Consider the following 13726-nt stretch of genomic DNA (forward strand, 5'->3'; position numbering starts at 1 on the left):
GTTCGGACGTCGTCGGCTCACACACCCTTGAAGTAGACCAGCTGGGTCGTCGTGGCGAGCAGCTGTCCGTCCTCGCCCCACACATGGCCCACCTGGTCGAAGAGGCCCTCGTGGAAGCGCGAGGCCTGGGCCCGGCAGAGGAGGTTCTCGCCCTGAGCGGCCAGTGCCTCGGGCCCGGTGTGGAAGTACACGGTGTAGGTGACGGTGCCGGCGGGCGACGGCGCGCCCGTCCGCGCGAAGATCCGGGGGAAGAACACGTCGGAGGCCGCCGCGAGCGACAGGTGGTCCCACGTCCGCGGCTGGGACTGGGCGACCCACATGACGGTCTCCGACGAATCGGACGGCCTGTGGGGAACCCCGGACACCAGCCGGAACACATAGTTGTCAGTCCAGGGCAGGTTCATGCTGTAGCGGGCGACGTCCACCTCCGCGGGAGCGGGGACGTGAGGTGCGTGTGCCTCCGTGTCGGAGAACGTCTCGCGGCCTCCCGCGAGCAGTACGGTCCCCGTCATGACCGTCCCCGATTCCTGGTCGACGCGCACCGTCCAGTGCTGGTTCGATCGGTTCGTGCGCACCGGGTCCACCGTGATGGAGAGCTGGCCGTCCGACACGGGGGCCGCGAAATTGAGTGTGAGCGCGGCGGGCCGGCCCTGCGCACGGGGGTCGGAGGTCACGGCGGCGAGCGCCTGCGCGGCCGTCGCTCCCCCGTAGGGTCCCACCATGTTCGCCCATGCCGGATGAGTCCGAGCCACCGCGGTCCGCGGTCCGGTGACGCCCGACCCCTGCTCCGACCCCGCGACGACGGGTGCGGCAGGGTGCTGACCCGAGGAGTCGAGCGACTCCTCGAGGGCGATGAGAGCGTCGAACGTGTGCGGCATGCTTCCTCCGGGGCTGGGTGGGACTACTCGACAACCGATCGTATCGGTGGGGGTGGGTGTCAGGACGCGCTCCTGTCCTGCGTGATCAGATGCTGCGCAGCAGGACGTCCGCGTCCCCGTGACGCCCCGCGATGACGAAGCCGTTCTCCGCGAAGAACTCGCCCGCCGTGTTGAGTTCGTGGACGGCCAGGCTCACGGAGCCGCGCCCCGCCAGCCGCAGCAGGTCGAGGACGGCCCTCAGGAGGTGCGTGCCGTACCCCTTGCCCTGCTCCTGAGGGTCGACAGCGATGCGCAGCTCCGGGATCTGATCCCCCGCCCAGCCCAACCCCCGCCAGTCCTCCCCGGGCAGGCGGACCCAGGCCGCGCCGACGGGTCGATCGTCGTCATCGAGGATGACGACCCCGGTGTCGCCGGAGCGCCCCCAGCCGTCGAGGTAACCGGACAGCAGGTCGTCCGCCGCGATCTGGGAGTCCGACAGGGGCGGGGAGTCGATCGACCAGTTGACGGTCTGTGCAAGGAATGGGCGGAGCATGTCCTCCGCGGTCGCGTCATCGGGAACCGGAACAAGCTTCATAGCGACATTCTGTCGGATGAGGGGCGCAGGCGCGAACACCCGGGTCACCGGATGCCGCGTGCCAGTGCCCTGTCGATCCATGTCCGGCCCCGCGCGCGCATGCTCAGGGTCACCCCGCGCGCGCCCAGGAAGCCCAGCACGAAAGCGGCCCATGCCGTCACCGCATGCGGCCACACGGACATCAGGCCGACGAGGACGGCGGCGAACACGGCGAGGGACGCCACCTGGGCGAGGGCCAGGTACCGTGCGTCCTCCGCACCCATGAGGACACCGTCGAGCACGAACACGACCCCGGCCAGGGGCAGTCCCACCGCGAACACGAACAGCATGGCGGTGATGAGGGAGCGCACGGCCGGGTCCTCCGTGAACGCGTACGGGATCCATACCGCGCCGGCGGCGATGAGCACCGCGCAGACCGCACCGAAGCCCACTCCCCAGCGCACCAGCCGCGCGGTGAGGGTCTGCACGCCCGGGACGTCCTCGGCGCCCAGCCGCAGGGCGACGAGGGCCTGCCCCGCGATCGCCAGGGCGTCGAGCGCGAGCGCCAGCGCGAAGAACAGCGTCTGGACCACCTGCAGGGCGGCCAGCTGCGTCGTGCCCAGTGCGGTCGCTTCGAAGACGAGCAGGATGAGCGCGGCGCGCAGCGCGGCACTGCGGACCAGCAGCCAGCCCGAGGTCTTCGCCGACGACCACACACCGCCCCACTGGGGCAGGAGCGACGCGTCGTAGCGGCCCGCTGCCCGGACGGCGATGGCCAGCACGACGGCCGCCATCCCCGCCTGCGCGATGACACTGCCGAGTGCGGAGCCCGCGATCCCCATGTCGAGCCCGTAGATGAAGACCGCGTTGAGGCCGATGTTGGCGCCGAACCCGCCGCCGGCGACCCACAGGGGCGTCTTCGTGTCCTGCAGCCCGCGCAGCAGCCCGGTGCCCGCGACGACCAGCAGCATGAAGGGCAGGCCCCACCACGAGAGGGTGAGGTAGGCGATGGCGGCGGCCTCGACCTCGGGCGCGGGTCCGAAGGCACGGACGACGGGACCGATGAGCGGGAGGCCCCCGGCGAGCAGCCCCGCGGAGATCACCACGGACAGCCACATCCCGTCGAACCCGGCACTCACTGCACCCCGGATGTCACCGGCCCCCATCCTCTTCGCCACCCGCGGGGTCGTCGCGTACGCGAGGAAGATCATGAGGCCCAGCACCGTCTGCAGCACTGTCGACGCGATCGCGAGCCCACCCAGTGCCTGGGGGCCCAGATGACCGACCATCGCGGTGTCCGCCAGCAGGAAGAGCGGTTCTGCGATGAGTGCGCCCAGAGCGGGCACGGCGAGCCGGAGGATCTCGCGATCGAGGGATGTCATCCCGTTCATCCTAGACGGAGCGGGGCGCCGACCTCAGTCGACGCCCCGCTCACTGTCCCGGAGACTTGCTCTGACCGTGCTGGTCAGGCCTCCACGGGACGCTCCGCACGCTCCTTCGTGACCTCGTCACGGACGGTCCGACGGAGGATCTTGCCCGAACTCGTCTTCGGCAGCTCGTCGACGATCGTGACCTCCACGGGTGCCTTGTAGGAGGCGAGGTGCTCCTTGCAGTGAGCGATGATCTCCTCCGGCGTCACCTGTGCGTCCGGCTGGAGGCTCACCTGTGCCACGACAGTCTCACCGCGGTACTCGTCCGGAACGCCCACGACCGCGCCCTCCCGCACGGCGGGGTGCATGTAGAGGACGTCCTCGACCTCACGGGGCCACACCTTGAACCCGGACGCGTTGATCATGTCCTTCTTGCGGTCGACGATGAACAGCCAGCCGTCCTCGTCCATGAACCCCACGTCGCCGGTCCGCAGCTCCCCGCCGGGGATCGATTCGGCCGTCGCCTGCGGGTTGCCGAGGTACTCGCCCGCGACCATCGGACCGGAGATCGCGATCTCCCCCACCTCGCGCGGGCCCAGCGGACCCCCGGAATCATCGAGGATGCGGACCATCGCATCGCGCTGCGGCAGGCCCGTCGACAGGTTGCCGGACTCCGGGTCCACGGGGGCGCGCAGGCCATGAGGGACGGTGACGGCCTGCGCTGCCGTCTCCGTGAGCCCGTACCCCTGTCCCACGTAGTGCCCGGTCTTCTCCTCGAACCGCTTGACGAGGCCCTCCGGCAGCGGCGCACCCCCGGACATGATCGAGGTGAAGGACTCGAAGGCGTCCGCACCGAACGTCGGGCTCGCGAGCATGGCCGTGTAGACCGTCGCGGGTCCTGCCATGAACGCCGGCTTCTCACGCCTGAGCAGTTCGAGGAACGACGCCGGGTCGAAGCGGTGGTTGAGGACCAGGGTGCTGCCGTTCGACGCCGCAGCGATCATCTGGCAGATGAATCCGGTGATGTGGAAGAGCGGGGCGAGCGACACGATGCCCGATCCCGCCGGCAGGCCGGCGTTGCGCGCGGCCATGCGCGAGTTCGAGGAGATGTTCGCGTGGGCGTGCAGCGCCCCCTTCGCCTTGCCGGACGTGCCGGAGGTGTAGCCGATGAGCGCGGGGTCGCCCGGCTCCATGTCGAGCGGCACGAAGTCGGTGTCGAGCCTCTCCTCGATGACCGTCTTGAGGTCGGGAAGTGGGATGTCGGGGAGGTCCTCGTACGGCCCGAAGACCGCGTCCGGCCCGTTCTCCGCCCAGTCGTTGTCCCCGATCTGCACGACGAGGGGCAGATCCTGGGCGTAGTCCTTCACCCGCATGAGGTACAGCGCCCGCTGGACGACGAGTCCCCTGACGTTCGCGTCCGTGAACACGTGGGTGAGCTCGTCCCGGTACATCGGGTTGAGCGGCACCACGACGGCACCGGCCTTCCAGATGCCGTACGTCGCGATCGGGAAGTGCGGGGAGTTCTGGGCGTAGACACCGACGGCGTCGCCGGGGCGGATGCCGGACTCGGCCAGGTAGGAGGCGAAGGCCGTCGTCTGACGGTCGAATTCGGCGTAGGTCGCGGACTGCCCGTAGTGCTTCCATGCGGCGACGTCCGGGTGGGCTGCGACAGACTCCGCGAGGTCGCGCAGAGGGGTGGACGGTTCCAGCGGGACGGCTTCCTCGCTGCTCACTCCCAAGGTGCGAAGCCACGGGCGCTCGTCGAACCAGCTCATGATGTTCTCCGTTCTTCGGCATCGGCGCTGATGCCGTTCGCATGCTCGGCGGGGCTCGTCTGCTCCGCCGTCGCCCGGGCCCCTCTCGGGGACGCCGGGCATGTCCTCCCCACACCGCCGGGAGGAGGACGGACGCTGCGCCGGGGGTTGTCCCCGGCGCAGCGTGTGGGTCTCGTCAGACGACTTCGAAGAGGCCGGCGGCTCCCATACCGCCGCCCACGCACATCGTTACGACGACGTGCTTGGCTCCGCGGCGCTTGCCCTCGATGAGTGCGTGGCCCACGAGGCGCGCGCCCGTCATGCCGTACGGGTGGCCGACGGAGATGCCCCCGCCGTCCACGTTGTAGACCTCGGGGTCGATGCCCAGATGGTCGCGGCAGTAGAGCGCCTGGACGGCGAAGGCCTCGTTGAGTTCCCACAGCCCGATGTCGTCGACCGTGAGGCCGTGGCGCTCGAGCAGGCGCGGGATCGCGTAGATCGGACCGATCCCCATCTCGTCCGGTGCGTTGCCGGCGACGGCGATGCCCTTGTAAATTCCCAGCGGCTGGAGCCCGCGCTTGTCGGCCTCCTCCGCACTCATGAGCACCGACGCCGAGGCGCCGTCGGACAGCTGCGATGCGTTGCCCGCCGTGACGGACGGGTTCTGCGAGGCGACCCCGGCCTCCAGCACCGGGTTGAGGCCCTGGAGGCTCTCCAGAGTCGTCGTGGGGCGGTTGCCCTCGTCCTTCTCGAGCGTGACCTCGACCTCGCTCGTCTCGCCCGTCTCCTTGTCGACGACGATCTTCGTCGAGGTGAGGGGTACGATCTCCGCGTCGAAGCGGCCCGCCTCCTGCGCGGCGGCCGTGCGCTGCTGCGAGGACAGCGCGTATTCGTCCTGCGCCTCACGGGACACGCCGTAGCGTTCCGCGACGACCTCTGCGGTGTGGAGCATCGGCATGTAGATCTCCGGCAGGTTCTCCGTCAGCCACGGGTCCTTGGCGCGGAAGTTGTTCGCCTTGTCGTTCTGGACTAGCGAGATCGATTCGACGCCGCCTCCCACGGCGACCTTCATGCCGTCGTGCACGATCTGCTTGGCGGCGGTCGCGATCGCCATGAGCCCGGAGGCGCACTGACGGTCGACGGACATGCCGGCCACGGAGGTGGGAAGTCCGGCGCGCATGGCGGACTGGCGCGCGATGTTGCCGCCCTGGGCACCCTGCTGGAGCGCCGCGCCGAACACGACGTCCTCGATCTCCGCCGGATCGACCCCGGACCTTTCGACGGCGTTGCGGATCGCGTGCCCCGCGAGTTCCTGGGACTGGGTGTTGTTGAATGCGCCCCGGTACGCCTTGCCGATGGGCGTGCGCGCGGTGGAAACGATGACGGCCTGTGTCATGGTGCTCCTTCGTCAGTGTGGTGGTGGTGAGGGTGTGGTCTGCGTATCACAGGTCGATGAGCCGGCCCAGCGCGTCACGCTGGGCTTCGGCTCCACCGATCATGACTTCATCGAGTTTCGCACGCTTGAGCAGCAGGTGGATCGGGAACTCCCACGTCATGCCGTTGCCCCCGTGGAACTGGAGGACCTCCTCGACGATACGGGAGGTGTGCGCCTTCGCGTACGCACTGGCCGTGCGCACCGCGATCGCGGCATCCGTCCGGCTCACAGTGCCCGCGTCGGCCGCGTCGACCGACCGGACGGCGGCGGTGGCCGCTGCACGCATCTGGTTCGCCACGATCCACGACTGGGCGAGGCGGTGCTTGATCGCCTGGTAGGAGCCGATCGTCCGACCGAACTGACGTCGTTCCTTCACGTAGGCGAGCCCGGCGTCGAAGGCTGCGTCCACGATTCCCGACTGTTCGCACGCGAGCACGGCGAGGGTGTCGAGCAGTGCACGTTCGAGAGCGCGCTGCGCTCCGTCACCCACAGCGATGACCCGGGCCCGGATCCCTGCGAGCTTCACTTCGGACAGCCGCCTGGTCTCGTCGATCGACGCGAACGTGTGGATGTGCGCGTCCGACGCGTTGGCGACCGCGATGACGAGTGCGCCACCGACGGTCCGTGCCGGCACCACGAGGAGGTCCGCACGGTGCGCGTCCGCGACGCCGTGGACGATGCCGATGAGTTCGACCGTGCGTCCCGGCTCCAGCGGATCGTCCGCGGCGGACGGACCCGCCGTGTTCGCGGACACGTGGAGGGAGCCGGTCCACTTACGGGCGGTGACGTCCATCGCCAGCGCCGCTGTCGTCCCGTCCGTCGCGAGCCGCCGCATGAGCTTGTGCGCGGGCCCGTCCGCACCCGTGCGCCGTTCAGCGGCAGCAGCCCGGAAGACGATGCGTGAAGCCGTCACAGCAGAGCTCAGGAACTGCGATGGAGCAGGGACGCGTCCCAGCTCCGAGGCCACTGTCCCGGCCGCGGACAGCCCTGCGCCGTCACCGCCGTCCGCTTCCGGGATCACGAGCCCTGCGAGTTCGAGCTCCTCGAAGATCCCCGCATCCACTGCGGGGGCGTCGAAGTCCGGTTCGTCGTAGACGCGGGCGACGTCCTGGGCGGGGGCGCGCTCTGCGAGCAGCGCCCGCACGTTGTCGCGCAGATCCCCGTCGATATCGGTGGGGAGGAGGTCGATGTCCGTCATCGTGGCATCTCCTTGAAGGGAACGTCCTTGTCGGTGCGGTGCTCTCCCGGCAGACCGAGCACCCTTTCGGCGATGATGTTGAGGATGATCTCCGTCGTGCCGCCCTCGATCGAGTTGCCCTTCGCCCGCAGGTACCGGTACACCGGGTTCCTGCCGGTCATCGAGTAGTCGGAGGGGCGGCGGTCCTCCCAGCTGTCGTAGCGGAGCCCGTCGACACCGCGCATGCGGATGTCGAAGTCGGACAGCGCCTGCGCATTCTGCGCGAACGACACCTTCGCCCCGGAGCCCTCCGGTCCCGGACGGCCGGCTGCGAGCTTCTGGTTCAGCAGGATCCCGGAGGTCCGCTGCACTTCCGCATCGACCCAGTGGCCGATGAGCTCGTCGCGCAGCACGGGGTTGCGATGCTTCGTCGATCTCCGCCACGCATCGGAGACGACGCCGATCATGCCGCCTTCACGCGGGGCACCCCCGCCGATCGACACGCGCTCGCTGTTGAGAGTCGTGTTCGCGACCCGCCATCCCTCGCCCTCGTCGCCGAGTCGGCGAGAATCCGGGACGACCGCGTCGTCGAGGAAGACCTCGTTGAACTCGGACTCGCCCGTGATCTGGCGCAGGCCGCGCGTCTCGACCCCCGGCTGCTTCATGTCGATGAGGAAGTACGTGAGTCCCCTGTGCTTGGGCACGTCGACATCCGTGCGCGCGACGAGGATCGCGATGTCCGCGTTCTGCGCGCCGGACGTCCACACCTTCTGGCCCGTCACCCGCCAGTCGTCCCCGTCGCGCACCGCGCGGGTCGCGACGGCGGCGAGGTCGGAGCCGGCACCCGGTTCGGAGAACAGCTGGCAGAAGATCCTCTCGAGGGTGAAGATGTCGCGCAGGAATGTCTTCTGCTCGTCCGTCCCGTAGACCGCGATGGTCGGTGCGGCCATGCCGAACCCGATCGTGTTACGGCGCGGGTCGGGCTGGGAGAGGCCTGCGGCGCCGATCTTCTCGTGGGCGTAGGCGCGCAGGCTCGCGGAGACGCCGAGGCCCCCGCTGCCGCGGGGGAAGTCGACCCACGCGAGGCCGTGGTCGTAGAGGACTCCCCAGACTGCGGAGTCGTCGGTGAGGTCCCGCGCGGCGTCCGCCGCCGCGGACACGGCGGCGTCGATCGCCTCCGTGTCCGCGGTGCGGTCACCCGGGGTGTGTGCTGTGTCCCGGTCGCTCATGTCCCCGCCTCAGGCCTTCGGTCCACCGGCGACGTAGATGACCTGGCCGGATACGAATCCGGAACCCTCGCTCGCGAGGAACGACGCGGTGTGCGCAATGTCCTCGGGCTTGCCCGAGCGGGCGACGGGGATCTGCGAGACCGCGGCCTTCACGAAGTCGTCGAAGTCGACACCGACGCGCTCCGCCGTCGCCTTCGTCATGTCCGTCTCGATGAAGCCGGGGGCGATCGCGTTCGCGGTGACGCCGAACTTCCCGAGCTCGATCGCGTAGGTCTTCGTCATCCCCTGGATGCCGGCCTTCGCCGCGGAATAGTTCGTCTGGCCGCGGTTGCCCAGCGCAGAGGTCGACGACAGGGAGATGACGCGGCCGAACTTCTGCTCGACCATGTGCCCCTGGACCGCCCGCGTCATGAGGAAATTCCCCGTGAGGTGCACCCCGAGCACGGTGTCGAACTCGTCGCGGGTCATCTTGAACAGCATGTTGTCCCTGATGACGCCCGCATTGTTCACGAGCACCGTCGGTGCGCCCACCTCGTCTGCGACGCGCTGGACCGCACCGGCGACCTGCTCCTCGTCCGCGACGTCCGCGCCGATTCCCAGTGCCGTGCCCCCTGCCGCACGGATGCGACCGACCACATCAGCGGTGTCGTCCTCTCGCAGGTCGATGACTGCGACGTTCATGCCGTCGGAGGCGAGTCGTTCCGCGATCGCGGCTCCGATCCCGCGGGCGCCTCCTGTGACGATCGCCGTGCGTGTGGTGGTCTCGCTCATCGTGCGGTGTCCTTCCTGTGCTTCTTGATCTCGTTGCGTGCGATGGAACGCTTGTGGACCTCGTCCGGGCCATCGGCCAGGCGCAGGGTGCGCTGGCCCGCCCACCAGCCGGCGAGCGGGAAGTCCTGGGTGACGCCACCGCCGCCGTGGATCTGGATCGCACGGTCGAGCACCTTGAGTGCCATAGTAGGCGCGACGACCTTGATCTGGGCGATCTCGTTGCGTGCGACCTTGTTGCCGTGCTTGTCCATCTTGTCAGCCGCGTGCAGCGTGAGCAGTCGCGCTGAATCGATCTCGATGCGGGATTCTGCGATCCAGTCCTGGATGTTCGCCCGCTCCGACACCTTCATGCCCCATGTCACGCGCTCCTCGGCGCGCTTGATCATGAGTTCGAGGGCGCGCTCCGCGACACCGATCGACCGCATGCAGTGGTGGATGCGGCCCGGGCCCAGGCGGGCCTGGCTGATCGAGAAGCCCTCCCCTTCGCCCTTGAGGACGTCCTTCGCCGGGACGCGCACCTGGTCGAACGTGACGTCCGCGTGGCCTTCGCGATCGTGGTAGCCGAACACGGACAGGTTGCGCTGGACGGTGACGCCAGGGGCGTCGATCGGCACGACCATCATCGACTGCTGGCGGTGCGGCTCCGCATTGGGATCCGTCTTGCCCATGACGATGAGGACCTTGCAGTTGGGGTGAAGGGCATTCGACGTGAACCACTTGCGGCCGTCGAGGATGTACTCGTCGCCCTCCTTCTTCATGAGCATCTCGATGTTCGTCGCGTCCGACGAGGCGACGGCGGGCTCCGTCATCGCGAACCCGGACCGGATCTTGCCGTCGAGCAGCGGTGTCAGCCACTTCTCCTTGTGCTCGTCCGTGCCGAAGAGCGTGAAGACCTCCATGTTGCCCGTGTCCGGGGCGTTGCAGTTCATCGACTCCGGAGCGAGCTCCGGGGAGCGGCCCATGATCTCTGCGAGGTGGGCGTACTCGAAGTTCGTGAGCCCCGGCCCCCATTCCTTGTGCGGCTGGAACAGGTTCCAGAGTCCGCGCGATTTCGCCTCCGCCTTGAGGTCTTCGATGATCTGCGGGTGGAAGTGCGGGGTGTCCGCCGCAGCCATCTGCTCCGCGTACACGGCTTCCGCCGGGTAGATCTTCTCGTCCATGAAGGCCAGCAGCTTCTCCCGATACTCCTGGCCGCGTTCCGTCGTCTCCAGCATGATGCTCTCCTTCGTTGCGACGCGTCGTCTCCGCGTCGGTGTGGTGCGGTGTCCGTGTGTGCAGATGAGTGCGGTGCCGACTTCCCCTCGAGTGGGCTGTCGTCCGCGTGTGGATGTGCGTGGGTGCGCGGTGGTGCTGCGCGTGAGTCCGTGTCAGCCCTCCTGCGCGAGCGCGCGGAGCTTCGACTGGTAGCGGCGCATGCCGCTCAGCCAGCGTTCGTAGTCGGATCCCTTCATGCGGTACATGTCGAGGACCTCCGGGTGGGGCAGGATGAGGAAGTCCTCCCGGTCGACCGAGTCCAGCACCATGCGTGCGACGTCCTCCGGTTCGAGGACGCCCCCGGCTTCCGAGACGGCCTTCTGTGCGGCGAGGGCGTCCCCGGTCTTCGGGTTGTCCGCGTCGCCCCAGAGGATCTTCGTGTTGACGCCCATGGGGGCGAGGACGGAGACGCGCACTCCGTCGTCCCCGTAGGTGACGGACAGCCATTCCGCGAACGCGAGAGCGGCGTGCTTCGTCACCGAGTACCCGGCTGATCCGATCTGGGTGAGGAGACCCGCGGCCGAGGCCGTTGCGACGAAGTAGCCCGCTCCCCTGGCCGTCCATTCCGGCACGAGCCTCTGGGCCGCACGGATATGAGCGCGGAGGTTCACCTCCAGGGTGAGGTCCCAGTCCTGGTCGTCGCCGAGGCCGGAGGCGCCACCGACCCCGGCGTTCGCGAAATAGAGGTCGACGTCTCCCAGGTGTGCCCGGGCGGCGGCAAGCAGTGCGTCGACACCGTCGGCGGAGGACACGTCGCCCTCCCAGTGGCCCTGTCCGAGGCCGGCAGCGGTCTGCGCCACCGCGGGGTCGAGGTCGGCGAGGAGCACGCGTGCTCCTCGTGTCGTGAGCTCTGCGGCGAGCGCGGCTCCGATGCCGCCTGCCGCTCCTGTCACGACTGCGGTGCGGCCACTGACGTCCATACGGTTCTCCTTCCGTGCCACGCACATCCTTGTGAGCTGGCTTACCACTATCTATAGTTGAGGATGACCTCGATTTCAAGTGGTTGCCAATCGTTCGTTCACTGTCGAACCGCTTCGTGGCAGCCTCGCCGACGAGATCCGGGAGCAACCCCGGAACCGTGATCCGAAGGAGCATCATGGCCGTGCAGAAACAAGCCTCAGACCTGACGTCCCTCCTCCTGCCGTGGGTCGCCGCGCGTCCTGACGACCCCGCGCTGCTCACCCCGCCGGGCGACTCACGAGTGACCCTCACGTGGTCGAGGCTGCTCGGGGAGGCGGCTGCAGCGCGGGATCGCTTCGCCGCGGAGGGCCTGTCCCCCGGCGACAGGATCATCCTCGTGGCGCCAAGCTGCCCGGAGTTCATGGCCGAGTTCTTCGGAGCGCAGGCAGCGGGACTGGTCGTCGTCGCGGTGAACCCGCTGGCGACCACACGGGAGATCGACTTCCTCCTGGCCGACTCCGGTGCTCGGCTCGTCACCGCCCACCCCGCTCTGTCGGAGGCGGCACGGGTGTCCGCCGCCTCCGCGGACGTGACCTTCCGGCCCATCGCACCGCTGGCATCCGAGGGGCCGGAGATCCGCCCCGATGACCGGGGACGCGTCGACTTCCCCGCGGCGGAGCGCGCTCGCGACGATGTCGCGGCGCTGCTCTACACCTCCGGCACCACGGGACGGCCCAAGGGTGCGATGCTGACTCTCGGCAACCTGCTGTCGACAGTCGACATCGTCGGCGAGCTCATCGACGTGGGTGAGGACGACCGCTGGGCCACCGGGCTGCCGCTCTTCCACGTCTTCGGTCTCGTCACCGTCACCCTGTCGGCGCTGCACGCGGGCGTCCCCGTCACACTGTTCCCCCGCTGGGACCCGCGCGCCTTCGCCGCCGCCCTCGCCGTGGACCGCATCTCGATCGTGTCCGGTGTGCCGACGATGTGGATGTCCGTCCTCGCAGAGGTGACCGAGGCGTCCGCCCCTGCCCTCAGAGCCGTGAGCTCCGGAGGTGCCGCGATCTCCGCGGATGTCCTGCGCAGGTTCGAAGAGCGCTTCGAAGCTCCCGTCGTGGAAGGGTACGGGCTCACCGAGACGAGCGCCGTGGGGACCTTCAATCCGCTCAAGGGCGTGCGGAAGCTCGGCAGCGTGGGGTACGCGGTGCCGCAGATGGAGGTGCGAGTCGTCGGTCCCGACGGCTCGCCCGCAGCCCCGAACGAACCGGGCGAGGTCTGCCTGCGCGGCCCCGCCATCATGGCCGGCTACTGGAACCGGCCGGACGCGACGGCGGAGGTCCTCGACGCGGACGGCTGGTTCCGCACCGGCGACATCGGGAAGCTCGACGAGGACGGCTACCTGTTCATCGTCGACCGCATGAAGGAGCTCATCATCCACGGTGGGTACAACGTCTACCCCCGGGAGGTCGAGGAGGTCCTCTATGAGATCCCGGGGGTGAGGGAGGCCGCAGTGGTCGGCAGGCCCGACGAGCGCTATGGCCAGCAGGTCACGGCAGTCATCGCCCGCACAGCGGGGTCGGATCTCGACGCCGCAGAAGTGGAGCGCGTGACGCGCGAGAAGCTGGCCGCCTACAAGATTCCTCGGATCATCGAGTTCATCGACGAGCTGCCCAAGGGGCCGTCCGGCAAGATCCTCAAGCGAGCACTGGTCCAGAAGGAACCGGCGTCATGAGTGAGACCACGGTCCGCCGCGATCCTGAAAGGTTGGGCGCGAAGGGGGCCCGCACGCGAGCCGCCCTCATCCGCGCGGGGAGAGCCGTCTTCGAGCGCAAGGGCTACTTCGAATCCACACTGGCGGAGGTCACGACCGAGGCCGGAGTCGCGGCGGGCACCCTCTACACCTACTTCACGAACCGCGAAGAACTGCTCTCCGCTATGGTCGAGGACGCGTACGCAGGGACTGTGCAGCCCACGCACTCACGCCCCGTCGACGTGGGCGACCCGGTGGAGAGGATCGTATCCGGCAATTTCGAGTACGTCCGCGCCTTCCGCCGCAACCGGGGTCTCAACAAGATCCTCGATGAGGCCAGGCACCTCGACCCCTCGATCAGCGCACTGCGGAGGGAGCGGGGTGAAGCCTTCTTCGCGCGGAACGCGGAGACGATCCGCAGGCTCCAGGCCGCAGGCAGGGTGGACGGTGACGTCGACCCAGAGCTCACGGCGAGATCGCTCGGTCTCATGGTGAGTCGACATTGTCACTACGTGTACGTCGAGCCCGGTGACACCGCATTCGAGGACGAGGACGGTGCGGACCGTCTGGCACGCGCTCTCACCTCGATCTGGTTGCGCGCGATCGGCATCGACCCGCGCGACTACGTCTCATGAGGGGCCAATCCTCCACTCAC

12 protein-coding genes are annotated in these 13726 nt (G+C 68.8%); 2 read left to right on the plus strand and 10 right to left on the minus strand.

What is annotated here, in order from left to right; translation table 11 throughout:
* Positions 1-17 precede the first annotated feature (17 nt).
* The 10 genes from JFC09_RS08265 to JFC09_RS08310 all read right to left on the minus strand — a co-directional run bounded on the left by JFC09_RS08265 (position 18) and on the right by JFC09_RS08310 (position 11341).
* Positions 18-878, minus strand: a complete 861-nt coding sequence (locus JFC09_RS08265; RefSeq protein ID WP_198393480.1) for a thioesterase family protein — start codon at positions 876-878, stop codon at positions 18-20.
* 85 nt (positions 879-963) lie between these two features.
* Positions 964-1452, minus strand: a complete 489-nt coding sequence (locus tag JFC09_RS08270) for a GNAT family N-acetyltransferase (RefSeq protein WP_198393481.1) — start codon at positions 1450-1452, stop codon at positions 964-966.
* Positions 1453-1496: 44 nt separating this feature from the next.
* Positions 1497-2813 (minus strand): MATE family efflux transporter, encoded by a 1317-nt coding sequence (locus tag JFC09_RS08275; RefSeq protein WP_198393482.1) that lies wholly within the window; start codon positions 2811-2813, stop codon positions 1497-1499.
* An 83-nt stretch (positions 2814-2896) separates the two neighbouring features.
* Positions 2897-4576 (minus strand): class I adenylate-forming enzyme family protein, encoded by a 1680-nt coding sequence (locus tag JFC09_RS08280; protein WP_198393483.1) that lies wholly within the window; start codon positions 4574-4576, stop codon positions 2897-2899.
* Positions 4577-4751: 175 nt separating this feature from the next.
* On the minus strand, positions 4752-5951 hold the full coding sequence (locus JFC09_RS08285; protein ID WP_198393484.1) for an acetyl-CoA C-acyltransferase: 1200 nt from the start codon (positions 5949-5951) through the stop codon (positions 4752-4754).
* Positions 5952-5997: 46 nt separating this feature from the next.
* The gene (locus tag JFC09_RS08290; protein WP_198393485.1) at positions 5998-7188 is read right to left on the minus strand and encodes an acyl-CoA dehydrogenase family protein; all 1191 of its coding nucleotides are present in this window, start codon (positions 7186-7188) and stop codon (positions 5998-6000) included.
* Positions 7185-8396 (minus strand): acyl-CoA dehydrogenase family protein, encoded by a 1212-nt coding sequence (locus JFC09_RS08295; RefSeq protein WP_198393486.1) that lies wholly within the window; start codon positions 8394-8396, stop codon positions 7185-7187. Before JFC09_RS08295 ends, JFC09_RS08290 begins: the two co-directional genes overlap by 4 nt.
* Before the next feature lie 9 nt (positions 8397-8405).
* Entirely contained in the window at positions 8406-9167 is a 762-nt protein-coding gene (locus tag JFC09_RS08300) for an SDR family oxidoreductase (RefSeq protein ID WP_198393487.1), read from the minus strand.
* On the minus strand, positions 9164-10381 hold the full coding sequence (locus JFC09_RS08305; protein ID WP_198393488.1) for an acyl-CoA dehydrogenase family protein: 1218 nt from the start codon (positions 10379-10381) through the stop codon (positions 9164-9166). The genes JFC09_RS08300 and JFC09_RS08305 overlap by 4 nt, the downstream gene beginning before the upstream one ends.
* Before the next feature lie 153 nt (positions 10382-10534).
* Positions 10535-11341: an SDR family oxidoreductase gene (locus JFC09_RS08310; protein WP_198393489.1), complete on the minus strand. Its 807-nt coding sequence runs from the start codon at positions 11339-11341 to the stop codon at positions 10535-10537.
* Positions 11342-11517: 176 nt separating this feature from the next.
* On the opposite strand from JFC09_RS08310, the gene JFC09_RS08315 reads away from it, so the two are divergent.
* Positions 11518-13053, plus strand: coding sequence for a class I adenylate-forming enzyme family protein (locus JFC09_RS08315; RefSeq protein WP_198393490.1), 1536 nt, complete (start codon positions 11518-11520; stop codon positions 13051-13053).
* The gene (locus JFC09_RS08320) at positions 13050-13706 is read left to right on the plus strand and encodes a TetR/AcrR family transcriptional regulator (RefSeq protein ID WP_198393491.1); all 657 of its coding nucleotides are present in this window, start codon (positions 13050-13052) and stop codon (positions 13704-13706) included. Before JFC09_RS08315 ends, JFC09_RS08320 begins: the two co-directional genes overlap by 4 nt.
* Positions 13707-13726: the final 20 nt, after the last annotated feature.

It is taken from the genome of Brevibacterium yomogidense, from assembly GCF_016107685.1.
GTDB lineage: Bacteria > Actinomycetota > Actinomycetes > Actinomycetales > Brevibacteriaceae > Brevibacterium > Brevibacterium yomogidense.

Bases quoted from the DNA above. Each gene is read 5' to 3' on its own strand.
- JFC09_RS08265 (WP_198393480.1), bottom strand. From the start codon at position 878: ATGCCGCACACGTTCGACGCTCTCATCGCCCTCGAGGAGTCGCTCGAC.
- JFC09_RS08270 (WP_198393481.1), bottom strand. From the start codon at position 1,452: ATGAAGCTTGTTCCGGTTCCCGATGACGCGACCGCGGAGGACATGCTC.
- JFC09_RS08275 (WP_198393482.1), bottom strand. From the start codon at position 2,813: ATGACATCCCTCGATCGCGAGATCCTCCGGCTCGCCGTGCCCGCTCTG.
- JFC09_RS08280 (WP_198393483.1), bottom strand. From the start codon at position 4,576: ATGAGCTGGTTCGACGAGCGCCCGTGGCTTCGCACCTTGGGAGTGAGC.
- JFC09_RS08285 (WP_198393484.1), bottom strand. From the start codon at position 5,951: ATGACACAGGCCGTCATCGTTTCCACCGCGCGCACGCCCATCGGCAAG.
- JFC09_RS08290 (WP_198393485.1), bottom strand. From the start codon at position 7,188: ATGACGGACATCGACCTCCTCCCCACCGATATCGACGGGGATCTGCGC.
- JFC09_RS08295 (WP_198393486.1), bottom strand. From the start codon at position 8,396: ATGAGCGACCGGGACACAGCACACACCCCGGGTGACCGCACCGCGGAC.
- JFC09_RS08300 (WP_198393487.1), bottom strand. From the start codon at position 9,167: ATGAGCGAGACCACCACACGCACGGCGATCGTCACAGGAGGCGCCCGC.
- JFC09_RS08305 (WP_198393488.1), bottom strand. From the start codon at position 10,381: ATGCTGGAGACGACGGAACGCGGCCAGGAGTATCGGGAGAAGCTGCTG.
- JFC09_RS08310 (WP_198393489.1), bottom strand. From the start codon at position 11,341: ATGGACGTCAGTGGCCGCACCGCAGTCGTGACAGGAGCGGCAGGCGGC.
- JFC09_RS08315 (WP_198393490.1), top strand. From the start codon at position 11,518: ATGGCCGTGCAGAAACAAGCCTCAGACCTGACGTCCCTCCTCCTGCCG.
- JFC09_RS08320 (WP_198393491.1), top strand. From the start codon at position 13,050: ATGAGTGAGACCACGGTCCGCCGCGATCCTGAAAGGTTGGGCGCGAAG.